Source organism: Streptomyces sp. NPDC033174, assembly GCF_055577795.1.
Genome location: NZ_JBVIPQ010000011.1, coordinates 1 through 24,754 on the forward strand (window position 1 = coordinate 1; position 24,754 = coordinate 24,754).

Sequence of the window (24,754 nt, forward strand, 5' to 3'; positions counted from 1 at the left end):
CCCCCCCCCCCCCCCCCCCCCCCCCCCCCCCCCCCCCCCCCCCCCCCCCCCCCCCCCCCCCCCCCCCCCCCCCCCCCCCCCCCCCCCCCCCACCCTCCCCCCCCCCCCCCCCCCCCCCCCCCCCCCCCCCCCCCCCCCCGGCACCGGTGCGTTAGGGAGGCGTCAGCCCTTGTTGGGGCCTTCGTAGTCCTCGCCGTAGGCGCCCTTGGCGGGGCGGCGACGGCGCATCGGGGGCTCCACGCCGTCCGCGAGGCGCCGGGCGGTGACCAGGAAGCCGGTATGTCCGATCATCCGGTGGTCGGGGCGGACGGCCAGGCCCTCGACGTGCCAGTTGCGGATCATCGACTCCCACGGCTGGGGCTCCGCGTAGCAGCCGAACTCGCGGATGGACTCCACGGTCCGCGCGAGCTGGGTGGTGGTCGCCACGTAGCAGCAGAGGATGCCGCCGGGCACGAGTGCCTTGGAGACGGCCTCCAGGCACTCCCAGGGCGCCAGCATGTCCAGGATGACGCGGTCGACGTCGGTGTCGGACAGGTTGTCCTGGAGGTCGCCGACGGTGAGCTGCCAGGCGGGGTGCGGGCCACCGAAGTAGCGCTCGACATTGCCCTTGGCGATCTCGGCGAAGTCCTCGCGGCGCTCGTAGGAGTGCAGCATGCCCTCGTCTCCGATGGCACGGAGCAGGAAGCTGCTGAGCGAGCCGGAACCCACCCCGGCCTCCACGACGCGGGCGCCGGGGAAGATGTCGGCGAAGGCCAGGATCTGCCCCGCGTCCTTGGGGTAGACCACGGCGGCGCCGCGGGGCATGGACAGGACGTAGTCGGGGAGCAGGGGGCGCAGCGCGAGGTACGCGACGTTCCCCGTGGTACGGACAACACTGCCCTCGGGAGCGCCGATCAGCTCGTCGTGGGGGAAGGAACCCTTGTGGGTGTGAAAATTCTTCCCGGCCTCGAGCGTGAACGTGTAGTGGCGTCCCTTGGGGTCGGTGAGCTGGACCTGGTCCCCGACCTTGAAGGGCCCGCGACGGCGGGCGGCACCGGTCGGTTCGGACATGTGACCAGCCTACCGGCAGCTATGCGGTGGGTCGTGCCATGGCCCTGACGAAGGCCCGCTCGACGTCCATGGTGGACAGGACGCCGTAGATCTCGCCGGTCTCCTCGACGACGAGGTACTCGGTGGCGGGATGGGCGCGCAGCCGGTCGAGGAGGGGCTCGCCGGCCAGTTCGGCCGGAATGCGCATGTCGTCTGTGAGGTCCTGGGCGAGGCCGCTGACGGCGACCCAGGGGCGGCGGTGCTGGGGGACGCCCACGATGGCGGTCTCGCGGACGAGGCCGGTCGGGGTGCCCTGGCCGTCGACGACGACGAGGGCGCGGGCGCCCGCTTCGTTGGCGCGGCGCAGGGCCTCGGAGAGCGGAGTCGCGGACTCGACGGGGACGGCGCGCCGGGTGAGGGTGCGGGCGCGCAGTTCGGGGAGGTGTTCGCGCAGCCGCGCCATGCGCAGGCTGTTGCCGGCGCCGGTCCAGATGATGGCGGCGAGGATGGCGGCGAGGAGCGCGTCCATCACCGTGTCCATTCCGCTGATCTCCTCGGTGGCGTTGCCGAGGGCGCCGGTGTGGGTGAGCAGGGGCAGGCCGATCAGGACGCTCACGGCCAGGGCCCGGCCGACCCAGGCGGCGGCGACGGTGCCGCTCATCGGCTTGCCGGTGATCTTCCAGACCAGGGCGCGGAGCATCCGGCCGCCGTCCAGGGGCAGGCCGGGGAGGAGGTTGAAGACGGCGACGATCAGGTTGGAGATCATCAGGCCGGCGAGCAGGACGCCGGGGACGGTGCCCGGCTCCACGGCGGCCATGCCCAGGTAGAAGACGCCCGCGAGGACGAGGGAGAGCAGGGGCCCGACGAAGGCGAGGACGAACTCGCAGCCGGGGGTCTCGGACTCCTTCTCGATCTCGGAGACGCCGCCGAAGAACTGGAGCTGGATGCGGCGCACCGGCAGTTTGAAGCGCAGGGCGGCGATGGTGTGGGCCAGTTCGTGGACGAGTACGGAGGCGTAGAAGGCCACCGCGAAGAAGAGCGAGACGAGATAGCGCAGGTTGCCCAGCTCGGGCAGGACACGGTCGAGCTGGCCGCCGAACACCCAGGTGATGAGGGCGGCGACCAGGAACCAGCTGGGGGCGACGTAGACGGGCACTCCGAACGGGCGGCCCATGAGGATGCCGCCTCCGGCCTCCCGGGACCGCCGGGGGGTGCCGCTGCCGGGGTTCGGTTGCGCCGTGTCGGACCGCGGCCTCGTGCTCTCGTCGCCGCTCTCGTCGTCCTTTTTCACGGGTTCCCTTCGTTGCCTGCGCCTGCTCCGGGAGACCGACCGCGTGCTGTGCGTTTCATCACCATCTCGCCGGAAGTCACCGGGTTACTGGCTCGATCATGCAGTGCGTGAGGGTCTGGAGTCGATGGTATTCCGCTCGCTGTCAGTGGCGGGTCGTAGGGTCTGCGTCATGAGTACCAGCCAGCAGCCGCCGTCGGACGCCCGGCAGCCCACGTCGTTGTCGCCCTCGCGGGCGAACGATTTCATGCAGTGTCCTCTGCTGTACCGGTTCCGGGTGATCGACAAACTGCCGGAGAAGCCGAGTGAGGCGGCTACCCGCGGCACGCTGGTCCATGCCGTGCTGGAGCGGCTCTTCGACGATCCGGCGGTGGAGCGGACGGCGCCTCGGGCGAAGGCGTTGATCCCGGCGCAGTGGGACCGGCTCCTGGAGTCGAAGCCGGAGCTCGGGGACCTGTTCGAGGCGGACGCGGAGGGTGAGGGGCTGCGGCGCTGGCTGGGCGAGGCGGAACGACTGGTCGAGCGGTGGTTCACGCTGGAGGATCCGACGCGCCTGGAGCCGGCCGAGCGGGAGCTGTTCGTGGAGACCGAGCTGGAGTCGGGGCTCCGGCTGCGGGGCGTGATCGACCGCATCGACGTGGCGCCGACGGGCGAGGTGCGGATCGTCGACTACAAGACGGGCAAGGCTCCGCGGCCGGAGTACAGCGAGGGCGCGCTGTTCCAGATGACGTTCTACGCGCTGGTGGTCCGACGGCTGAAGGGGGTCCTTCCGCGCCGGTTGCAGCTGGTCTACCTGGGCAGCGGTGACGTCCTGACGTACGACCCGGTGGAGGCGGATCTGCAGCGGGTGGAGCGGAAGCTGCTGGCGCTGTGGGAGGCGATCAAGGAGGCGACGCAGACGGGCGACTGGCGGCCGCGTCCGACGAAGCTGTGCGGGTGGTGCGACCACCAGGCCCTGTGTCCGGAGTTCGGCGGGACTCCCCCGGTGTATCCGCTGAGCATCGGGATGCCCGGGGCGGCACAGGTCCCGGCACAGGGCCCGGCGCCGGAGGAGGTCCCGGCACAGGTCGCGGCGGCGCAGCCCGCGGCCGCTTCGGTGGATCCGGCCGCCCCTGCCGCAACGGACGTCCCTGTTCGGGAGGACCACGACGGGGAGTGACGCGAACCACGTCGGCGGCGGCGCGGTGAGCGGTGTGCCCGGCGGAGTCCGGCGAGGGGTGCCAGGGCAGAATGGGCGCGTCTAGCGAAGGAGAACCCGTGGCGATCCGCGTCCTATTGGTCGACGACCAGCCCCTGCTGCGCACCGGCTTCCGGATGATTCTGGAGGCCGAGCAGGACATCGCGGTCGTCGGCGAGGCCGGGGACGGCCTCCAGGCCCTCGACCAGGTTCGGGCGCTGCAGCCCGACGTGGTGCTGATGGACATCCGGATGCCGCGGATGGACGGGGTCGAGGCGACCCGGCAGATCACCGGGCCGGGCCGCGACGGGCCCGCGAAGGTGCTGGTGCTGACCACGTTCGACCTCGACGAGTACGTGGTGGAGGCGCTGCGCGCCGGGGCGAGCGGCTTTCTGCTGAAGGACGCGCCCGCCAATGAGCTGGTGCAGGCGATCCGGGTGGTCGCCGGTGGCGAGGCGATGCTGGCTCCCAGCATCACGCGGCGGCTGCTCGACAAGTACGCGGACCACCTGCCGTCCGGCGAGGAGCCGGTGCCGGGCGCGCTGAACACGCTGACCGAGCGTGAGGTGGAGGTGCTCAAGCTGGTGGCGCGGGGCCTGTCCAACGCGGAGATCGCGGCGGACCTGTTCGTCAGCGAGACGACCGTCAAGACGCATGTGGGCCATGTACTGACGAAGCTGGGTCTGCGCGACCGGGTGCAGGCCGCCGTGTACGCCTATGAGAGCGGTCTGGTGCGCCCAGGCGCCCAGTAGCCGGACACGCACACCCGGCGCGGCCCGGGTGTCGCCGGCGCCGTGGAACACCGGCAGAACGGCGGCCGCGGCCCTCAGGACGGCAGTGTGACGGCGGACGTGCGGCGGCTCCCCGGCGCTCGATCCACCGCCTCGTGACGTGCGTGTGCCCCTGGGACCGGCGGTCCCAGGGGCACACTGCTGCCCGACCGGCCTAGTCCTTCTTGATCTCCCAGAAGCGGAAGACCGTCGAGGCGTCCAGCGTCCACTCCAGACCGGTGATGTCGTCGTGGGCCACCGCGTACTGCTTGCCCTGCCAGAGCGGGATGACCGGGACGTCCTTGGCCACCAGGTCCTGGAGCTCCGCGAAGTCCTTCTCGGTCGCCTGGCGGTCGGTCGCCGCCGAGGTCCTCGGGATGAGCGTCCCGGTGATCTTCTCGTTCTTGTAGTTGTTGCCGAGGACGTTGCCCTCGCCGAAGAACGGCGCCGTGAAGTTGTCCGGGTCCGGGTAGTCGGGGACCCATCCCTTCACGTAGACGCCGTACTTCCCGGCCTCGATGTCCTTCTCGTACTGGTCGATCGGGACCGACTTCATCGTCGCCTCGAACAGCCCGCTCTTGTTGAGCTGCGCGGCTATCGCCTTCAACTCCTGGTCGGTGGAGGGGCCGTAGCGGCTCGGCGTGGACCAGAGGGTGATCTTGACCTTGCCGTTGACGCCGGCGGAGCGCAGCGCCTTGCGCGCCTTGGCGACGTCCGGGCGGCCGCCATAGGCGTCGAAGAAGGCCGTGTTGTGGCCGATGATGCCGGCCGGGACGATCGAGTAGAGCGGGCTGGCCGTCGAGCGGTAGACGTCCCGGACGAGGGCGTCGCGGTCGACGAGGTGCGCGATGGCCTTGCGGACGCCGAGCTTGCCCGTGACCGGATCGTTCACGTTGAAGACCAGGTGCTGGACCTCGGCGCTGGAGCCCTCGAGGACCTCGCTGCCCAGGGCGTCGGGCGTCGCGGACTGCTCGAGCGCGGCGATGTCCTCGGAGGCGAGGCCACGGTAGGCCACGTCGACGTCGCCCTTGCCGAGCGCTTCGGAGAGCGCCTCGCGGTCACCGCGGAAGAACTTGAGGGTGACTCCGCCGTTCTTCGGCTTGGCGGTGCCCCGGTACTCCGGGTTGACCGAGAAGACGGCCTGGCCGTCGTCGAAGGACTCCAGCTTGTACGGGCCCGAGCCGACGGCCTTGCCGTCGGTGCGCAGCCCGTCCTCGGTGTACTCGCGGTGGTCGACGATGGACCCCGCACCGGAGGCGATCTTGCTGGGGAAGGTCGCGTCGGGGACCTTGAGCGTGAAGACGACCGTCCGGTCGTCCGGCGTGTCGATCTTGGCGATCGTCGCCAGCAGGGGCGCCGGGCCGGACGGGTTGTCGATCTTCAGGGCACGCTCGAAGGAGTACTTCACGTCCTTCGAGGTCAACTGGTTCCCGTTGGTGAACTTCAGGCCGTCCCGCAGGGTGCAGCGGTAGACGGTGCTGCCGCCCTTGGCGAATTCGCACTTCTCAGCGGCTTCGGGCTCGGGCGACGAGGCGCCCTTGGGGAAGCTGAGAAGGGACTGGAAGACATTGTTGAACAGCAGCCAGGAGCCGGGGTCGTAGCCCGCGGCCGGGTCCGTCGCCAGGACCTCGTCCGACATGCCGACGACCACGGACCCGTTCGCGCCCTGGCCCGGGCCCTTGTCCGTACCGCAGCCGCTGAGCAGCGCGGCGGACAGCCCCGCGGCGAGCGGAGCCGTCAGCCACTTGTTATGTGCCTTCACAGAACCTTGCCTCGTGATCTCTTTCAACCGGCCACGCGGGAGCGCGCGGCCGGGGTGACGAAGGGGTCAGGCGGTGCCGCGGCCGAGCTCCCAGAGCTGCAGGTCCGACGAGGTGTTCAGCGCCCATTCGACGCCGGTCACGTCATCGCGCGCGGCGACGTACTGCTTGCCCTGCCACAGCGGCAGAACCGGGACGTCGCCGGCGACGATGTCCTGCATCTGCTCGAAGGTGGCGGCCGCCCTGCTGCGGTCGGCCTCGCGTCGCGACAGCGGGATCAGCTGGTCGCGGACGGCCTTGTTGGCGTAGGGCGTGTTGAGGAAGTTGTCCGCGTCGAGGAACGGCGCGATGTAGTTGTCCGGGTCCGGGAAGTCGGGGAACCAGCCGAGGCCGTAGACGGCGTAGTCACCGCGCTTCTGGGCGGGGCGGAACTTGGCCCACTCGGTGCCCTGGACGGTGACGTCGAAGAGCTGGGTGGCGTTGAGCTGGTCGCGCAGCGCCTCGAACTCCTTGGCCGTGCCCGGGCCGTAGTGGTCGGTGGTGTAGTTCAGGGTCAGCTTCACCGGGGTGGTGATGTCCGCGCCACGGAGGATGGAGGCGGCCTTCTTCGGGTTCGGCTCGCCGTACTTGTTGAAGAACGAGTTGGTGTGCGTGGCGATGCTGGAGGGGATCAGCGAGTACAGCGGCTGCGCGGTGGAGCCGTAGACGCCGGCGAGGATCCGGCCACGGTCGATGACGGCGGCCATCGCCTGGCGGACGGCCTTGTCCTTGACCGAGGGGGCCTGGGTGTTGAAGCCGAGGTAGCGGATCTCCAGGCCGGGCACCTCGGTGAGCTCGATGCCTTCCTTGGGCTTCTCCGTGAAGCTCTTGATCTGCTCCGGCGACAGGGTCCGGGTCATCATGTCGATCTTGCGCGCCTCGAGCGCCGCCCCCATGGCGTCGGCGTCGGCGAAGGAACGCAGCTCCACCCTGTCGTTGAGGAGCTTGACGTCGCCCTTGTACTTGGCGTTCTTCGTGAAGACGGCCCTGGTGGCGTGCTCGCCGTCGTGCTCGATCTTCACGGTGTACGGGCCGGAGCCGTCGACAGCGAAGCCGTCGCGGAGCTTCTTGCCGTCGTACTTGTCCTTGCTGAGGATGCCGGCGACGGGGGTGGAGAGCTTGTACGGGAAGGTGGCGTCCGGGGTCTTGAGGTGGAAGACCACCTCCTTCTCACCCTTGGGCTCGACGGCGTCGACGTTGGCGAGCAGGGCCGCCGTACCGTTGTCGGACTTGATGTCCAGGACGCGCTCGATGGAGAACTTCACGTCCGCGCTGGTGATCGCCTCGCCGTCGGCGAAGGTGAGTCCGTCGCGCAGGGTGCAGCGGTAGCTCTCGCTGGCCTTGTCGGTGAAACCGCACTTCTCCGCGGCGTCCGGGACGGGCAGGCCGCCGCCGCGGGGCACGTGCATCAGCGTCTGCACGGTCTGCCTCAGGACGTTCCAGGCGCCGGTGTCGTAGGCGAAGGCCGGGTCGAAGGGCGCGGGGGCTTCCTTGGTCGCGACGAACTGGTCCGTGGTGCCGACGACTATGGCGTTGCCACCGCCGGACCCGCCTTCCGAGGCGCCACAGGCGACGAGCACGGGCGCGAGCAGGCCGACCACGGCCGGCAGCACCAAAGTCTTGCGGTTCATCCTGGACGTTCTCCCTCATCCGGCACTGAGATACAGCGGTGTCATGGACACTCCGCCGCGGCCGCCCGGTCGGGGCGGGGCGATCGGGCCGGGAAACAGTGCGATCGGTCCTGTGTTCGCGGTGACTTGGTTGACACCGGGGCACGCGGATGGTGCGGCGAAGTACTCGCGAAAGATTAGTGGGCGGCGCCAGGAAAGCAGGACTCGGGCAGAGTTGGGGAGTAATCGCACAGTGATCGGTAATGCACGGGGATCGATGATCATGCGAGGGAATGATTCGTACACCACTCCATGAACCGGGACACATGGGCCTGCCTGAAGTGGCTTGATCCGGACATGACGCCCTACCGGGCCACCTCCCGGGCGCCACACTGGGTGACGAAGGTCACTCGGTCCGCCTTTCGGTGAGGGGCCCGGTCATTTTCCCGGGCATTCCCCGGAACGCACGCTGGGTGCGCGGTTCAGTTCATTCGTGTGATCAGCGTCCGAAGAAAGCGGAGATCGACTTCTTCGAGGGACCGCACGACGACCCGCCCGTCGGAAGGGGCGATGGGCGCGACCGATGGCACGGCGACGACCCGGCAGCCCGCGGCCTCGGCGGAGGCCACGCCGGTCGCCGTGTCCTCGATCACCGCGCAGCGGGCAGGGTCTGCGCCGAGGCCGCGGGCGGCGAGGAGGTACGGCTCCGGGTGCGGCTTGGTGCGCCCCACCTCGTCCCCCGCCACGGTGAGGGTGAAGCGGTCACGGCCGAGCGAAGCCAGTACGCGGTCGATGACGTGCCGGTGCGAGGCGGACACCAGGGCGGTGGGGATGTTGTGCGCGGCGAGCTCGGTGAGCAGGCGCTCGGCCCCGGGCATCAGCGGCACTCCCCGGTCGATGCGCTCCACGAACTTCTCGTTCAGCAGGACGGTGAGCTCGGCGAGGGTGATGTCGGCGCCGGTGGCCTTGATGAGATAGCCGGCGCTGCGGCTCATCGGGCCGCCGACGACCACGTCGCGCCAGGCCTCGTCGAGCCGGTGGCCCAGGGCGCCGAACGCCTCGACCTCCGCGTCCCACCAGAATCCCTCGGTGTCGACCAGGGTGCCGTCCATGTCGAGGAAGACGGCCTGAAGGGCCGATCCTTCCGCCGTACGGGTCAGGGACGCGGGGACCGTACTGGTCATCCGGCACACCTCCATGAGGGACGAGAAGGCCGGCCGCCCTCCCAGCTGGGGAAGGCTGCCGGCCTGCACTGGACCGACCAGTGTACGTCTCGATGCTCCGGGGCGCGCTGTTGTTTCCCCCGGCCCGTCGTACTGTCGCCCGCTCGGGCGCCCCGGCGGACGTACGGGACGGTCCGACCGGCTCCCACGGGCGGGGTATCGCGGTCTACCGGGCGTTGAAGTACTTCGCCTCGGGGTGGTGGATGACGATCGCGTCGGTGGACTGCTCCGGGTGCAGCTGGAACTCCTCGGAGAGGTGCACACCGATCCGCTCGGGCTGGAGCAGCTCCGCGATCTTGGCGCGGTCCTCCAGGTCCGGGCAGGCGCCGTAGCCGAGGGAGAAGCGCGCGCCCCGGTACTTGAGGGCGAACATGTCCTCGACGTCGGCGGGGTCCTCGCCGGCGAAGCCGAGCTCGGCGCGGACGCGCGCGTGCCAGTATTCGGCGAGCGCCTCGGCCAGCTGCACGGACAGGCCGTGCAGCTCCAGGTAGTCGCGGTAGGAGTCGGCCTCGAAGAGCTTGGCCGTGGCCTCGCCGATGCGGGAGCCGACGGTGACGACCTGCAGTCCGACGACATCGGTCTCGCCGGACTCCTCCGGGCGGAAGAAGTCGGCGAGGCAGAGGCGGCGGCCCCGGCGCTGGCGCGGGAAGGTGAAGCGGGTGCGCTCGGCACCGTCCTCGCCCAGGATGATCAGGTCGTCGCCCTTGGACACACAGGGGAAGTAGCCGTAGACGACCGCTGCCTCCAGCATGTTCTGGGTGTGGAGCTGGTCGAGCCAGCCGCGCAGCCGGGGCCGGCCCTCGGTCTCGACGAGCTCCTCGTAGCTGGGGCCCTCGCCGGTGCGGGCCTGCTTGAGTCCCCACTGGCCCTTGAACAGGGCGCCCTCGTCGAGCCAGCTCGCGTACTCCTTGAGCTGAATGCCCTTGATGACGCGGGTGCCCCAGAACGGAGGCTCAGGCACCGCGTTGTCGGTGGAGACGTCGGAGCGGCCGCCTTCCTCGGGCTCGGTGACCTCCACGGCGGTGGTGGCCCGCACACGGCGCTGCTTCAGCTCGGGGAGCGCAGCTCCGGGGACGCCGCGCTTGACGGCGATGAGGGCGTCCATGAGGCGCAGGCCCTCGAAGGCGTCGCGGGCGTAGCGGACCTCGCCCTCGTAGATCTCGTGCAGGTCCTGCTCGACGTACGCCCTGGTCAGCGCGGCGCCACCGAGGATCACCGGGTAGTCGGCGGCCAGCTTGCGCTGGTTGAGCTCCTCCAGGTTCTCCTTCATGATCACGGTGGACTTGACGAGGAGTCCCGACATGCCGATGACGTCGGCGCGGTGCTCCTCGGCGGCCTCCAGGATCGCGGAGACAGGCTGCTTGATGCCCAGGTTGACGACGTTGTAGCCGTTGTTGGACAGGATGATGTCGACGAGGTTCTTGCCGATGTCATGGACGTCACCGCGGACGGTGGCGAGCACGATCGTGCCCTTGCCGTCCTCGCCCTCGACCTTCTCCATGTGCGGTTCGAGGTAGGCGACCGCGGTCTTCATCACCTCGGCGGACTGGAGCACGAAGGGGAGCTGCATCTGGCCGGAGCCGAAGAGCTCGCCGACGACCTTCATGCCGTCGAGAAGGGTCTCGTTCACGATGTCCAGCGCGGGGCGGGTCCGGAGTGCCTCGTCGAGGTCGGCCTCCAGGCCGTTCTTCTCGCCGTCGATGATCCGCCGCTTGAGACGCTCGTCCAGCGGCAGGGCGAGCAACTCCTCCGCCTTGCCGGCCTTCATCGACTTCATGTTGACGCCCTCGAAGAGCTCCATGAGCTTCTGGAGGGGGTCGTAGCCCTCGGCGCGGCGGTCGTAGATGAGGTCGAGCGCGACCTTGACCTGCTCCTCGTCCAGGCGGGCGATCGGCAGGATCTTCGAGGCGTGCACGATCGCCGAGTCGAGGCCCGCCTTCACGCACTCGTCGAGGAAGACGGAGTTCAGGACGACACGGGCGGCCGGGTTCAGGCCGAAGGAGATGTTGGACAGGCCCAGGGTGGTCTGGACGTCCGGGCGACGGCGCTTCAGCTCCCGGATCGCCTCGATCGTGGCGATGCCGTCCTTGCGGGACTCCTCCTGGCCGGTGCAGATGGTGAAGGTGAGGGTGTCGATGAGGATGTCCGACTCGCGGATGCCCCAGTTCCCGGTGAGGTCGTCGATGATCCGCTCGGCGATGGCGACCTTGTTCTCGACGGTACGGGCCTGGCCCTCCTCGTCGATGGTCAGGGCGATCAGGGCGGCGCCGTGCTCCTTGGCGAGCGCGGTGACCTTCGCGAACCGCGACTCGGGCCCGTCGCCGTCCTCGTAATTGACCGAGTTGATGACCGCGCGTCCGCCGAGCTTCTCCAGGCCGGCCTGGATGACGGGCAGCTCGGTGGAGTCGAGCACGATGGGCAGGGTGGAGGCGGTCGCGAACCGGCCCGCCAGCTCCGCCATGTCCGCCACGCCGTCCCGGCCGACATAGTCCACGCACAGGTCGAGCATGTGCGCGCCCTCACGGATCTGGTCGCGCGCCATCTCGACACAGTCGTCCCAGCGGCCCTCCAGCATCGCCTCGCGGAACTTCTTCGAGCCGTTGGCGTTCGTCCGCTCGCCGATCGCCATGTAGGCGGTGTCCTGGCGGAAGGGGACTGTCTGGTAGAGCGAGGCGGCGCCCGGCTCGGGGCGCGGGTCGCGGACGGGTGGGGTGAGGTCACGGACCCGCTCGACGACCTGGCGCAGGTGCTCGGGGGTCGTACCGCAACAGCCGCCGACCAGGGAGAGGCCGTACTCGCGGACGAAGGTCTCCTGGGCGTCGGCCAGCTCGGGCGCGGTCAGGGGGTAGTGCGCACCGTTCTTGCCGAGCACGGGCAGGCCGGCATTGGGCATGCAGGACAGCGGGATCCGGGAGTGCCGGGCGAGGTAACGAAGGTGCTCGCTCATCTCGGCGGGGCCGGTGGCGCAGTTCAGCCCGATCATGTCGATGCCGAGCGGTTCCAGCGCGGTGAGCGCGGCACCGATCTCGGAGCCGAGCAGCATCGTGCCGGTCGTCTCGACGGTGACGGAGCAGATCAGCGGCAGATCGAGGCCCGCGGCGTCCAGGGCGCGGCGGGCACCGAGGATGGCGGCCTTCGTCTGGAGCAGGTCCTGGGTGGTCTCCACCAGGAGGGCGTCGGCGCCACCGGCGATCATGCCTTCGGCGTTGATCTGGTAGGCGTCGCGCAGGGTGGTGTACGCGGCGTGGCCGAGGGTGGGGAGCTTGGTACCGGGGCCCATGGAGCCGAGGACCCAGCGCTGCCGGCCGGTGGAGGCGGTGAACTCGTCGGCGACCTCGCGGGCGATCCGGGCGCCGGCCTCGGACAGCTCGTAGTTGCGCTCGGGGATGTCGTACTCGTTGAGCGCGGCGAAGTTGGCGCCGAAGGTATTGGTCTCGACACAGTCGACGCCGACGGCGAAGTACTCCTCGTGGACCGAGCGGACGATGTCCGGGCGGGTCACGTTCAGGATCTCGTTGCATCCTTCGAGGTTCTGGAAGTCCTCGAGGGTGGGGTCCTGCGCCTGGAGCATGGTGCCCATGGCTCCGTCGGCCACCACCACACGCGTGGCGAGTGCCTCACGGAGGGCTGCGGCTCGGGTCCGGCTGTCAGCGGAAGGGGTAGGCAACGAGGCCATGGATTGTGCTCCCTGGAGTGCGACGGCTGTCGGCTTTGCGTCTTCGGAGGAAGGCGCACGGGGCCAGGGTAACCGCGGGACCGCCGGGGTGGACACGTCGTCCCACGGGCCGGACGGCATGCTGTGGCAGGGGCCCGTATCGGGGAGCGCGGTTGCGCGAACTCTTGACGGGCAATTTCAGTGGTGACACAAGTTCGGCATGGACCGATAGTGTTCAGCATTGTCGAACTTCATGATCCACGGATCCAAACGGCAAGGGAGAAGGCCGGGCGATGGCGAAGAACATCCAGTCGCTTGAACGGGCAGCGGCGATGCTGCGGCTGCTCGCGGGCGGCGAGCGCCGGCTCGGCCTGTCCGACATCGCGTCCTCCCTGGGCCTGGCCAAGGGGACGGCCCACGGCATTCTGCGCACGCTCCAGGCCGAGGGCTTCGTGGAGCAGGACGCGGCTTCGGGCCGCTACCAGCTCGGCGCCGAGCTGCTGCGGCTGGGCAACAGTTATCTGGACGTCCACGAGCTGCGGGCCCGCGCCCTGGTCTGGACGGACGACCTGGCCCGCTCCAGCGGTGAGAGCGTCCACCTCGGCGTCCTCCACCAGCACGGCGTCCTGATCGTCCACCACGTCTTCCGGCCCGACGACAGCCGTCAAGTGCTGGAGGTCGGCGCGATGCAGCCGCTGCACTCGACGGCCCTGGGCAAGGTGCTCTCGGCGTACGACCCGGTGGCGCACAGCGAGGTGCTGGAGGTCGAGCGCCGGACGTTCACGCCGCGCACGATCACCGGCCTCCACGACTTCGAGGCCGTCCTGGACATGACCCGCGCGCGCGGCTGGGCCGCGGACGTGGAGGAGACCTGGGAGGGCGTGGCCTCGGTGGCGGCGCCCATCCATGACCGCCGCCGGATGCCGGTGGGCGCGGTCGCCATCACCGGTGCGGTGGAGCGGGTGTGCAACGACGGGGAGCTGCGCTCCGAGCTGGTGGCCGCGGTGCGGGACTGTGCCCGTTCGGTCTCCCGCGACCTGGGTGCCGGCCGCTTCTGACGGGCTCCCGCGGCCGGTCGGCTACGGAGCCCCCACCTCCGGACACTTACGCCCGGCCCTCGGCCCGGCCCCGCCCGTACGCAGGCCGCCTCCGAGGGCCCCCGGTCCCGCCCCGCCCGGCCCTGACGCACGGGCCTTTCGGCCACTCGCCCCTGACCTGGGCATACGAGCCCCCGGGCGCTCCCCGCGCCCCGCGCGGGACCCTCGGTAACGAATCGGCTTTCGGCCACAGAACCCTTGACTCCGTGTTAACCGGGGCGCAAAACTGCCGTTCATCGGTCGGCATTGTCGAACACCTACCGGCAATACACGTTAGAGTGTGGCAACGCCAACGGCCGGGACAACGCCCTCACCTGAGGGCACGGACCACCGGAGGGACCCGGGGTTCGCCTTCCCCTGGACGAAGGACAAAGGAGTCGCGGGTGTCCAGCTCCGACATCTTCATCGGCGAGATCATTGGTACCGCCGTACTCATTCTGCTCGGTGGTGGCGTCGTCGCCGCCGTTGTACTCAAGCGCTCGAAGGCGCAGAACGCCGGCTGGCTCGCCATCACCTTCGGGTGGGGCTTCGCGGTCATGACCGCCGTCTACATGACGGGCACACTGTCCGGCGCCCACCTCAACCCTGCGGTCACACTCGGCATCGCGATCAAGGACGGCGACTGGAGCAACGTTCCGGTCTACTTCGCCGGCCAGCTGCTCGGCGCCATGCTCGGTGCCGCTCTGGTCTGGGTCGCGTACTACGGACAGTTCCAGGCCCACCTCACGGACCCGGAGATCATCTCCGCGCCTCCGCACGAGGAGGGCATGGTCGACCAGAAGGCCGCCCCCAAGGCCGGCCCCGTACTCGGCGTCTTCTCGACCGGCCCCGAGGTCCGCAATGTCTGGCAGAACCTCGCCACCGAGATAATCGGCACGGTCGTGCTGGTCCTCGCGGTCCTCACCCAGGGTCTGAACGACAGCGGCAAGGGCCTCGGTGTGATCGGCGCCCTGATCACCGCCTTCGTGGTCGTCGGTATCGGCCTCTCGCTGGGCGGCCCGACCGGCTATGCGATCAACCCGGCCCGCGACCTGGGCCCGCGTATCGTGCACGCCCTGCTGCCGCTCCCCAACAAGGGCGGCTCCGATTGGAGCTACGCCTGGATCCCGGTCGTCGGACCGTTGATCGGTGGAGCCCTCGCCGCGGGTATCTACAACATCGCGTTCGCCTGAGCCGTCCTTCTTCCACACTTCCGGGAGCAACCGTGACCGACGCACACACCCCCAGCACCTCCTCCCACGGCACCGGCCCGTTCATCGCCGCGATCGACCAGGGCACGACCTCCAGCCGCTGCATCGTCTTCGACCGCGACGGACGCATCGTCTCCGTCGACCAGAAGGAGCACGAGCAGATCTTCCCGAAGCCGGGCTGGGTCGAGCACGACGCCGCCGAGATCTGGACCAACGTCCAGGAGGTCGTGGCGAGCGCCATCGAGAAGGCCGGCATCACCTCGGCCGACGTCAAGGCGATCGGCATCACCAACCAGCGCGAGACGACGCTGCTGTGGGACAAGAACACCGGTGAGCCCGTCCACAACGCCATCGTCTGGCAGGACACCCGCACCGATGCCCTGTGCAAGGAGCTCGGCCGCAACGTCGGCCAGGACCGCTTCCGCCGCGAGACCGGCCTTCCGCTGGCCTCCTACTTCGCCGGCCCGAAGGTCCGCTGGCTCCTGGACAACGTCGAGGGGCTGCGCGAGCGCGCCGAGCGCGGCGACATCCTCTTCGGGACCATGGACTCCTGGGTCATCTGGAACCTGACGGGCGGTGTGGACGGCGGTCACCACGTCACCGACGTCACCAACGCCTCACGCACCATGCTGATGAACCTGCACACCATGGAGTGGGACCACAAGATCCTGGAGTCCATGCAGGTCCCGGCGACCGTGCTGCCGGAGATCCGCTCCTCCGCCGAGGTGTACGGCCACGTCAAGGGCGGCGTCCTGGACGGTGTCCCGGTGGCCTCGGCACTGGGCGACCAGCAGGCCGCGCTCTTCGGCCAGACGTGTTTCGCCGAGGGCGAGGCGAAGTCGACCTACGGCACCGGCACCTTCCTGCTGCTGAACACCGGCGAAAAGGTCATCAACTCCTACAGCGGCCTGATCACCACCGTCGGTTACAAGATCGGCGACGAGGCCCCCGTCTACGCCCTCGAAGGCTCCATCGCCGTCACCGGCTCGCTCGTCCAGTGGATGCGCGACCAGATGGGCCTGATCAACTCCGCCGCCGAGATCGAGACCCTCGCCTCCTCGGTCGAGGACAACGGCGGCGCCTACTTCGTGCCGGCCTTCTCCGGACTGTTCGCCCCGTACTGGCGCTCCGACGCCCGCGGTGTGATCGCCGGCCTGACCCGGTACGTCACCAAGGCGCACATCGCGCGCGCCGTTCTCGAGGCCACCGCCTGGCAGACCCGCGAGATCACCGACGCCATGACCAAGGACTCCGGCGTCGAACTGACCGCGCTCAAGGTCGACGGCGGCATGACCTCCAACAACCTGCTGATGCAGACCCTCTCGGACTTCCTGGACGCGCCGGTGGTGCGCCCGATGGTCGCCGAGACGACCTGCCTCGGCGCCGCCTACGCCGCCGGCCTGGCCGTCGGCTTCTGGCCCGACACCGACGCACTGCGCGCCAACTGGCGCAGGGCCGCCGAGTGGACCCCCCGCATGGACGCCGACAAGCGCGACAGCGAGTACAAGAGCTGGCTGAAGGCGGTCGAACGCTCCATGGGCTGGCTCGAAGAAGAGAACTGACGAGGAGTAAGCGACATGACCACCCTGCAGAGCGTCCCCGCCCTCGGGACGCACCCGGCTGCCGGTTCCCTGCCGAGCCGCGCCGAGACCCGGGAGCAGCTTTCCAAGGCGACGTACGACCTCCTGGTGATCGGCGGCGGCATCCTCGGCATCTCCACCGCCTGGCACGCCGCCCAGTCCGGGCTGCGGGTGGCCCTGGTGGACGCCGGTGACTTCGCCGGCGCCACCTCCTCCGCCTCCTCCAAGCTGCTCCACGGCGGTCTGCGCTATCTGCAGACCGGCGCGGTGAAGCTGGTGGCGGAGAACCACTTCGAGCGGCGTGCGGTGTCACGCCAGGTGGCACCGCACCTCGCCAACCCGCTCACCTTCTACCTGCCCGTCTACAAGGGCGGCCCGCACGGCGCCGCCAAGCTGGGCGCGGGCGTCTTCGCCTACTCGGCGCTGTCCGCCTTCGGCGACGGCGTCGGGCACCTGCTGAGCCCCTCCAAGGCCGCGCAGGACGTCCCGGAGCTGCGCACGGACAACCTGAAGGCCGTGGCCGTGTACGGCGACGACCAGATGAACGACTCCAGGATGGCGCTGATGACGGTCCGCGCGGCCGTCGACGCCGGCGCCGTCGTCCTCAATCACGCCGAGGTCACCGGACTGCGCTTCACCCGCGGCCGGGTCACCGGCGCGGAGCTCAAGGACCGTACGAGCGGTGACGAGTTCGGCGTCAGCGCACGTCTCGTCCTCAACGCCACCGGCCCGTGGGTCGACCACCTGCGCAAGATGGAGGACCCGAACGCGGCTCCGTCCATCCGTCTCTCCAAGGGGGCGCACCTGGTCCTCAAGCGGACCTCCCCGTGGAAGGCCGCGCTGGCCACCCCGATCGACAAGTACCGCATCACCTTCGCCCTCCCCTGGGAGGACATGCTGCTGCTCGGTACGACCGACGAGGAGTACGAGGGCGACCCGGGCGAGGTCGCCGTCACCGAGAAGGACACCGCGCAGATCCTGGACGAGGCCGCGTTCTCCATCCGCGACCAGCAGCTGTCCCGTGATCTGATCACCTACTCCTTCGCCGGTCTGCGGGTGCTGCCGGGCGGTCCCGGCGACACCTCCAAGGCCAAGCGTGAGACGGTCGTCACCGAGGGCCGCGGCGGCATGCTGTCGGTGGCCGGCGGCAAGTGGACGACCTTCCGCCACATCGGCCGTACGGTGATGCGGAAGCTGGAGTCGCTGCCGGGCGGGCCGCTGGGCGAGGACTACGAGCCCGTGTCCGAACTGCCCAAGCGGATGCCGCTGCCCGGCATAGCCAACCCGAACGCGGTCGCGCACCGGCTGCTGGTCGACGGCCCGGCGCCCGGTCCGCGCATGGCCGCCGACACGGCCAAGCACCTGGCCACGCACTATGGTTCGCTCTCCTTCGAGATCGCTCGCATGGCGAACGAGAACCCGGAGCTCGCCGAGCGCGTCCACCCGGACGCGCCGGAGATCTGGGCGCAGGTCGCCTACGCCCGTGACCACGAGTGGGCCGAGACGGCGGACGACGTCCTGCGCCGCCGTACGACGCTGACGATCCGCGGTCTGGCGACGGACGAGATCCGCGCCAAGGTCGAGGGAATGCTCGGCAAGTAGCACGGCACGTGTAAGGGGCGGCCTCCTGAAAGGCCGCCCCTTACTCATGCCATACGGCCGCCACAGTGCCGCAACATCCCGCGGGGAGAGTTGAAGCATGAAGTTTCAGGTGCTCTCCATCATCAGCCATGCGCCGCATCCCCTGACCGGTGAACTCGTCCCGGCGGCCGACCGGTTCGAGCAGGTCCTCGCGGTCGGTGAGGCCGCTGAGCGGCTGGGCTTCGACGCGTACTCCATCGGCGAGCGGCACGCCGGGCCGTACCTCTCCTCGAGCCCCACCGTGGTTCTGGGCGCCCTGGCCGCCCGTACCTCACGGATCAGACTCTTCACCGGTGTCACGGTCGTCGCCATCCTCGACCCGGTGCGCGTCGCCGAGGACTACGCGACGCTCGACCAGATCTCCCGGGGCCGGATCGAACTCGTCGTCGGCAAGGGCGCGGAGGCCGGTCACTTCTCGCTGTTCGGGCTCGACGAGGACCGCCAGTGGGACCTGCAGAAGGAGAAGTACGAGCTGCTGCGCCGGCTGTGGAGCGAGGAAGGGGTGGACTGGGAGGGCGAGTTCCGGCCCCCGCTGAAGGACGTGACCACCCTTCCGCGCCCGTTCGCCGGGGTCCCGCGCATCTGGCACGGCTCGGCGACCAGTCTCAACTCCCCCGAACTCGCGGCCAGGCACGGTGATCCGCTGTTCACGGCGAACGCCGTCCAGCCGCGTGAGGCGTACGCGCGGCTGATCGCCCACTACCGCGAGAAGTTCGAGGAGTACGGACACGACCCGGCCCGCGCGCATGTGGCGGCCGGCTCGGGCGGTCTGCTCGTCGCGGACACCGCCGAGCAGGCGGTCACCCGCTACAAGGAGCTCTACGAGGCGCGGGTGCGGCAGAGCTTCCAGCCTCATCTGGAGGGGAAGGCCGGCTACAACACGCCGTACCGCACCATCGAGGACGCCATCGCCGGCGGGCCGCAGCTGATCGGCTCGCCGCAGCAGATCATCGAGAAGATCCTCGGTTACCACGCGGTGTACCGCCACGACCTGCAGTCGATCTCGGTGGACAACTTCGGCCTCGGCGCGTCCGAGCAGATTGAGACGCTCCAGCGGTTCGCCGAGGAGATCGCCCCGGTCGTGCGGAAGGAGGCTCCGAGCACCCTCTGGGAGGAGTGATTCCCCACACCGCGGCGCATCGCGGAGCCCGTCGTCCCCGTGTGGGCGGCGGGCTCCGCGATGCGCCGTGTGCGAACCCGTGCGGATGGGTAGTCGATCAAGGCCAGGAACCCACCCGCCGGTGCACAGGGGCTGCGGGCCGGGCCCCTGAAAGCCGTAAGGTTGGTCCGTACGGCAGGAACTTCGGAAGGAGGCGCTGGGTGATCGAGCTCGAGGGGGTTCCCGAGCTGATCGACCCGGTCATGGTGGCCGCGTTCGAGGGCTGGAACGACGCCGGCGACGCCGCCTCCACCGCGGTCGCGCACTTGGATCGGGAGTGGAAGGGCGAGGTGTTCGCGGCGCTCGACGCCGAGGACTACTACGACTTCCAGGTCAACCGGCCCACGGTCTGGCTGGACGGCGGGGTACGGAAGATCACCTGGCCGACGACCCGGCTCTCCGTGGTCAGGGTCGGCGGCGAGAAGCCCCGCGACCTGGTCCTGGTGCGCGGCATCGAGCCGTCGATGCGCTGGCGTTCGTTCTGCAACGAGATCCTGGGCTTCGCCCATGAGCTGGGCGTGGAGATGGTGGTGATCCTGGGCGCGCTGCTCGGCGACACCCCGCACACCCGCCCGGTGCCCGTCAGCGGTGTCACCTCCGATCCCGACCTGGCGCGGACGATGGACCTGGAGGAGACGCGCTACGAAGGCCCGACCGGCATCGTCGGCATCCTCCAGGAGGCGTGCACGCATGCGGGCGTCCCGGCGGTGAGCCTGTGGGCGGCGGTGCCCCACTATGTGTCGCAGCCGCCGAACCCCAAGGCCACGCTGGCGCTTCTCAACCGGCTGGAAGACCTGATCGATCTGCGGATCCCGCTGGGCGAACTGCCCGAGGACGCCCGGGCCTGGCAGCTCGGGGTCGATCAACTGGCCTCCGAGGACAGCGAGGTGGCGGAGTACGTCCAGACGCTGGAGGAGGCGCGGGACACCGCTGAGCTTCCGGAGGCGTCGGGTGAGGCCATCGCCCGTGAGTTCGAGCGGTATCTGCGGCGGCGCGACGGCGGACCCGGGACGGGGCCGGGGCACGCCACCGACATCGGTGACGGTTCCTATCTGCGGGACACTCCCCCTGCGCCCGGCGGGCGCGGCGCGAACCCCACCAGCGGGCGGGCGAAGCCGCCCAAGCCGCCCAAGGCGGGCTCCGAGACGGGACAGAACGCGGGCGCGGACGCGGGGCCGGAGACGGGGCCGGATCAGCCGGACTCCGAGGCCGGGGGCGGCGGCACCCCCGACTCGTCCGAGGACTGAGCCGGGAGGGACCCACCGGAGCAGAAGCGTGCGGAGGGGGGCGGTGCCGGTTCGGCGCCGCCCCCCTCGCGTCACACCCGATCGACCGCCACGACGTCGTACTCGACGTCCGGGGCGGGCTCCACGTCGAAGCGGGCGTTGGGCAGATAGATCCGGTCGCCCCACGCCGCCGCCGTGGTCGGGATCCGGAACCGCTGCGGGTCGGTGATCCGCGCGACTGCGACTCCCGCGCTGCCCGACCCGTTCAGCCGCACCACGTCGATCTGGTTGAGCTGCTGCTGCACGATGTAGAGCGTGCGCCCCAGGAGCAGCAGCCCGTCGCCGAAGGGGATCTTGAGCCCGCCGAGATCGACCGCACGTGCGGCGCCGTCACGCGGGTCGATCCGCATCAGTGTGCCGCCGTCGGCGACGGTGTTCACGACCAGGAGGGCACGGCCGTCCGGTGTCCGTTCGATGCCGTTGGCCGTGAAGTCGGGGCCCTGGGCCCAGTCGCCACCGAGCGGGAGGGTCGTCACCTCGCGGCCGGGCTCGCCCTTGCGGTCCAGGGCCAGCCGGTAGAGCTGCGGCTGGTACGAGTCGGTGAACCAGGCCGCGTCCGGGGTGAGGACGACGTCGTTCACCATGGTCGTGTCGGCGCCGAGGCCTGAGAAGGTGCGGACGAGCTCCCCCGAGCGGGCGTCGGCGACCCGGATCTCTCGGCTCCAGCCGCCGGCGAGGAACAGCCGCCGCTCGGCCCGGTCGATCTTCAGCCCTACGGTGGCGCGACCGTCCCCGAGGCCCTTGCTGACGATCCGGCCCCGGCCGGTGGCCAGACTGGCCCGGTACACGTCCCCGTTGCCCAGCGAGCCGAAGTAGGCGTAGGGGCTGTGGCCTATGGCAATGCCCTCCGGCTGGAATCCGGGAGGCAGGAGGAAGCGGGTCGGCCAGGCTCCTCCCGGTCCGGGCCCCGCCTCCTGGCCCGTCCCGGCCGCGTGGGCCGTGCCGCCGAGCGGTGCGAGGAGCGCGGCGCCGCCGAGGCCCACGGCGGCTCCGAGGAATCTTCTTCTTGCCAGGGAACGAGGCATCGAGCGTCCTTCCGAACATACGTCTGTGGTCGCTGATACCTCATCACATGTGCTTGCTGCGCGCACCGTTGGCCGAGTGGAGCGAGGGGCGCCGGGCGGGCAGGGAAGGACCCGCCCGGCGCCCGGTCCGGTGTCAGGCGCAGTCGAACCTCGCGGAGGCCCAGTCCGCGTGGTCACCGCTCTTGGATCCGTTGGTGTCGGTGACCTTCAGGCGGACATGCCGCGCCCCGGTCACATCGACGTGTGCGGGTACGGTCGCCGACGCCCCGGTGAGCTTGGGCGAGGTCCACAGCACCTTGCCGTCAGCCTCCACGGAGAAGGCCACCTCCCCATAGCCGTTGATCTCGTCGTCGATGCCGACGTCGGCGGTGAAGGCGGTGCATCGGCCGCCGAGGTAGACCTCGATGTCGGAGTCGGCGTGGGCGCCGATGCCCTTCTCGTAGGTCTTCCCGGCGAGGGTGAGCGTACGGCCGTCGTTCGCGCCGGACTCGCCGTTGGAACGGTCGCGTTCCGGCGGGCCCCAGCCGTTCGTCGCCTTCAGCCACACCAGGTCGCTCGCCCACGCGTCGGCGGACGGCGGCTCGGGCATCACTCCGACCGCGAACCGCTGGACGGCGGTGCGCGCTTCGCCGGCCGAGCGGTAGCGCGCGGTCGCGGTGAGCGTCACCTCTCCCGGCGTGGCGTTCTTGGGCGGGGTGACGGCCACCGTGACGCGCTTGGTCGTGCCCGCCGGGACGCGGTCCACCGTGGACGGGGAGACCTGCCAGCCGGCCGGGGCGGTCGGCCGCACCTCGACGCCGGTGGCGTCGCGGGTGCCCGCGGTGACGTCGACGGTGACAGCACCGGTCGCTCCCGCGCCCAGCTCCTGGCCGGCGGGTACGGCGACGGTGGCGGCGGCGCCCGCGACGGCGCCGCCGACCGCGCTGGTGTCCTCCAGCTCCAGGTCGAAGGGTCGGTCGGTGCGCAGGGAGGCGGTCTTGACCTTCACCACTCCCCCGCGGTCGTCGCGGTCGTACCACCAGCCCTGGGCCGCCGCTTCGAACGCGGACCGCGAGGTGAGCCTCGGCAGGGCGCGGTCGGCGACCGTCACCCTGCTCGGCGCGTCACCGGTGTGCACGGTGAAGTTGTACGGTCGCGTCGTCTGCTTGCCCTGGTAGGAGCCCTTGCTGGCGCCGATGTGCACGGTCACGTCGCCCGCGCCGCGCCGCGGTGCCTCGACGTCGGCGCGCTGGGTGGCGTACCTCCCCGTGCGGTGCTGCCGGGTGACGCCGTCGTCCTCGTACAGCTCGAAGGACGACCGTCCCTGCGGGTAGATGTCCCAGGCGAGCGGCGAGTCGGCGGTCCGGTCGGCGTACGAGCGGATGCCGCCGGGCCACATCGGGACGGTGGCACCGGCGCGGACGAAGAGCGGCAGGGTGTCCAGCGGGGCGCTGTAGTCGTCGACGGTGACCGGGCCCTCGTAGGTGCGCCCGCTCCAGTAGTCGATCCACGTTCCCTTGGGGAGATAGATCCCGTCACGCTCGGTGGCGTCCTGGTAGACGGGGGCCACCAGGAAGTCCTCGCCGCTGAGGAACTCGTACTTCGCGGCGTCCGTGGCGGCCGTGGGGTCGCCCGGGTATTCGAGGGCCAGCGGCCGCGCCAGGCCCACCCCTGTCGTCGTCGCACGGTGGGCGTGGGTGTAGATGTACGGCAGCAGTGACTCGTGGAGCTTCAGGTAGTCGCGGTTGACGGAGGTGTACGGCTCGCCGTACCGGAAGGGCTGCTTGTCGTTGGCGGCCCAGCCGTCCATGGTCATCGTGACCGGCAGGAACATCTTCCACTGGAGGTCGCGGGTGTAGGTTTTGGCGCTGCCGCCGAAGATGCCGTCGACGTCTCCGGTGGTGTAGGCGAGGCCGGACATGGAGGCGCCGGCGTAGGTCGGGATCTGCCAGCGGATGTACTCCCAGGTGCCGGACTGGTCGCCGGACCACTGGACGCCGCAGCGCTGGGCGCCCGACCAGCTCTCGGGGGCCCAGGTGAAGCCGCGGGCGTCACTGTTGTCCTCGATGCCCTTGTGGGCGTCCTTGCAGCCGTCGAGGGCGAACTTGTAGCCGTCGCCGACCCAGGCGACATCGAGCTTGGCGACCCGCTGGCCGGCCTTGACCTGCTCGCCGAGCTTGGAGATGCCGTCCTCGGTCCACAGGCCGAGCTGTGTCTTGCGCTGCTGGAGGCCGGTGGCGGTCTCGGCGAGGTTCTCGTAACCGCAGCCGTAGCCGTCGTTGACGAGCATCCAGCCGTTGGGCATGTCGTTGCGGACGTACCCGTCGGCGACCTCGAGGGCGTCGAGGGTGTGGCGCTCGCCGCGGTTGGCGTTGTGCAGATAGCAGTCGGCGTCGCCGATCTCCAGGCCGTAGACCGGGGGCATGAAGGGCTTGCCGGTGAGCTTGGTGTACTGGCCGATGACGTCCTTGGCGCCGGGGCCCGCCAAGTAGTAGGCGTCGAAGCGCTGTTCCTCGGCGGTGGTGGTGACGGGCTCGCCGAAGACATAGGTGTTGGGCGCGTAGGTGTTGCGGTAGACGCCGTACCCGGCCGAAGACAGGTAGAACGGCACCGAGTTGGGGTGGCCGCCGTCGTTCCAGTTGTAGTCGACGCCGACCTCGACGGTCTTGCCGCGGTGGGAGGTGTTGCCGCGGCCGTTCTGCATTCCGGCGCCGTAGAACTGCTCGGCCGCACCCCGGGCGAGGGTCTGCGTGGTGCGGTCGCCGGTCCAGCTCAGGCCCTTGGTCTCGGCCCAGATCTGGCTTCCGTCGGCGCGGTGGAGGGCGAAGCGCAGCGGTGTCTTGTAGGCGCGCAGGGTGACGTGTGACGTGCTGAGTTCATAGCGGTCACCCTTGTCCTGCCAGCGGGTGGCGGGCGGGCCGCCCTGGGGCAGGACGATGTCGGTGCCGGTGGGGTCGGTGAACTTCCCGTCCGGCGCGAGTTCGATGCGGAAGGTCTCGGCGGAGACGAAGGTGACGCGGGCCTCCGCCTTGCCGGCCGTCAGGCGGTAGACGGGTCCGGCGTCGGTGAAGCCGGTGACGTCGCCGACGGTGGTGGGCGCCGGCTCGGCCCGGTCGCTGCCCTGGGCGCTCGCCGGTCCGGCGAACACCGCCAGAAGACCGAGCAGAGCGGCGGCCACCACAGCTCTCATGCGTATTGGTGATTGCATAGAGCGTATTTAGCGCAGAAACGAGCACCCGGCCAAGG

At 70.2% G+C, this 24,754-nt stretch carries 16 protein-coding genes; 8 read left to right on the plus strand and 8 right to left on the minus strand.

Features of this window, described 5'->3' with window-relative positions; translation table 11 throughout:
• Positions 1-162 precede the first annotated feature (162 nt).
• Both ACZ5VC_RS29040 and ACZ5VC_RS29045 read right to left on the minus strand, forming a co-directional pair.
• Positions 163-1,050: a tRNA (adenine-N1)-methyltransferase gene (locus ACZ5VC_RS29040; protein ID WP_468709455.1), complete on the minus strand. Its 888-nt coding sequence runs from the start codon at positions 1,048-1,050 to the stop codon at positions 163-165.
• A gap of 19 nt (positions 1,051-1,069) precedes the next feature.
• Positions 1,070-2,320 carry a site-2 protease family protein gene (locus ACZ5VC_RS29045; RefSeq protein WP_469122956.1) on the minus strand — a complete coding sequence of 417 codons (1,251 nt, stop codon included), beginning with the start codon at positions 2,318-2,320 and terminating at the stop codon, positions 1,070-1,072.
• Positions 2,321-2,564: 244 nt separating this feature from the next.
• On the opposite strand from ACZ5VC_RS29045, the gene ACZ5VC_RS29050 reads away from it, so the two are divergent.
• A complete protein-coding gene (locus tag ACZ5VC_RS29050) occupies positions 2,565-3,476 on the plus strand; it encodes a RecB family exonuclease (protein WP_469123105.1) in 912 nt (303 codons plus the stop codon).
• 98 nt (positions 3,477-3,574) lie between these two features.
• Positions 3,575-4,246: a response regulator gene (locus tag ACZ5VC_RS29055; protein WP_469122957.1), complete on the plus strand. Its 672-nt coding sequence runs from the start codon at positions 3,575-3,577 to the stop codon at positions 4,244-4,246.
• A 193-nt stretch (positions 4,247-4,439) separates the two neighbouring features.
• Here the strand turns inward: ACZ5VC_RS29055 and ACZ5VC_RS29060 are convergent, their stop codons facing one another.
• The 4 genes from ACZ5VC_RS29060 to metH all read right to left on the minus strand — a co-directional run bounded on the left by ACZ5VC_RS29060 (position 4,440) and on the right by metH (position 12,572).
• Positions 4,440-6,026, minus strand: a complete 1,587-nt coding sequence (locus ACZ5VC_RS29060; RefSeq protein WP_469122958.1) for an ABC transporter substrate-binding protein — start codon at positions 6,024-6,026, stop codon at positions 4,440-4,442.
• A 66-nt stretch (positions 6,027-6,092) separates the two neighbouring features.
• Positions 6,093-7,694 (minus strand): ABC transporter substrate-binding protein, encoded by a 1,602-nt coding sequence (locus ACZ5VC_RS29065; RefSeq protein ID WP_469122959.1) that lies wholly within the window; start codon positions 7,692-7,694, stop codon positions 6,093-6,095.
• A 461-nt stretch (positions 7,695-8,155) separates the two neighbouring features.
• A complete protein-coding gene (locus tag ACZ5VC_RS29070; protein WP_469122960.1) occupies positions 8,156-8,857 on the minus strand; it encodes an HAD family hydrolase in 702 nt (233 codons plus the stop codon).
• Between the two features lie 205 nt (positions 8,858-9,062).
• Complete coding sequence (gene metH / locus ACZ5VC_RS29075; protein WP_469122961.1) at positions 9,063-12,572, minus strand: methionine synthase; 3,510 nt, start codon at positions 12,570-12,572, stop codon at positions 9,063-9,065.
• A 272-nt stretch (positions 12,573-12,844) separates the two neighbouring features.
• Between metH and ACZ5VC_RS29080 the strand changes: the two genes are divergently transcribed.
• From ACZ5VC_RS29080 to ACZ5VC_RS29105, 6 genes are all read left to right on the plus strand, one after another.
• The gene (locus ACZ5VC_RS29080; RefSeq protein ID WP_469122962.1) at positions 12,845-13,609 is read left to right on the plus strand and encodes an IclR family transcriptional regulator; all 765 of its coding nucleotides are present in this window, start codon (positions 12,845-12,847) and stop codon (positions 13,607-13,609) included.
• Between the two features lie 422 nt (positions 13,610-14,031).
• Positions 14,032-14,820, plus strand: a complete 789-nt coding sequence (locus tag ACZ5VC_RS29085; protein ID WP_469122963.1) for an MIP/aquaporin family protein — start codon at positions 14,032-14,034, stop codon at positions 14,818-14,820.
• Positions 14,821-14,852: 32 nt separating this feature from the next.
• Positions 14,853-16,400, plus strand: coding sequence for a glycerol kinase GlpK (gene glpK, locus ACZ5VC_RS29090; RefSeq protein WP_468709469.1), 1,548 nt, complete (start codon positions 14,853-14,855; stop codon positions 16,398-16,400).
• Between the two features lie 15 nt (positions 16,401-16,415).
• On the plus strand, positions 16,416-18,020 hold the full coding sequence (locus ACZ5VC_RS29095) for a glycerol-3-phosphate dehydrogenase/oxidase (RefSeq protein WP_468709471.1): 1,605 nt from the start codon (positions 16,416-16,418) through the stop codon (positions 18,018-18,020).
• A 97-nt stretch (positions 18,021-18,117) separates the two neighbouring features.
• The gene (locus ACZ5VC_RS29100) at positions 18,118-19,179 is read left to right on the plus strand and encodes an LLM class flavin-dependent oxidoreductase (protein WP_469122964.1); all 1,062 of its coding nucleotides are present in this window, start codon (positions 18,118-18,120) and stop codon (positions 19,177-19,179) included.
• A gap of 200 nt (positions 19,180-19,379) precedes the next feature.
• Positions 19,380-20,465 carry a PAC2 family protein gene (locus ACZ5VC_RS29105; RefSeq protein WP_469122965.1) on the plus strand — a complete coding sequence of 362 codons (1,086 nt, stop codon included), beginning with the start codon at positions 19,380-19,382 and terminating at the stop codon, positions 20,463-20,465.
• 71 nt (positions 20,466-20,536) lie between these two features.
• Here the strand turns inward: ACZ5VC_RS29105 and ACZ5VC_RS29110 are convergent, their stop codons facing one another.
• Both ACZ5VC_RS29110 and ACZ5VC_RS29115 read right to left on the minus strand, forming a co-directional pair.
• Complete coding sequence (locus ACZ5VC_RS29110; RefSeq protein ID WP_469122966.1) at positions 20,537-21,529, minus strand: SMP-30/gluconolactonase/LRE family protein; 993 nt, start codon at positions 21,527-21,529, stop codon at positions 20,537-20,539.
• A 133-nt stretch (positions 21,530-21,662) separates the two neighbouring features.
• A complete protein-coding gene (locus ACZ5VC_RS29115; protein WP_469122967.1) occupies positions 21,663-24,716 on the minus strand; it encodes an NPCBM/NEW2 domain-containing protein in 3,054 nt (1,017 codons plus the stop codon).
• Between the last annotated feature and the right edge of the window lie 38 nt (positions 24,717-24,754).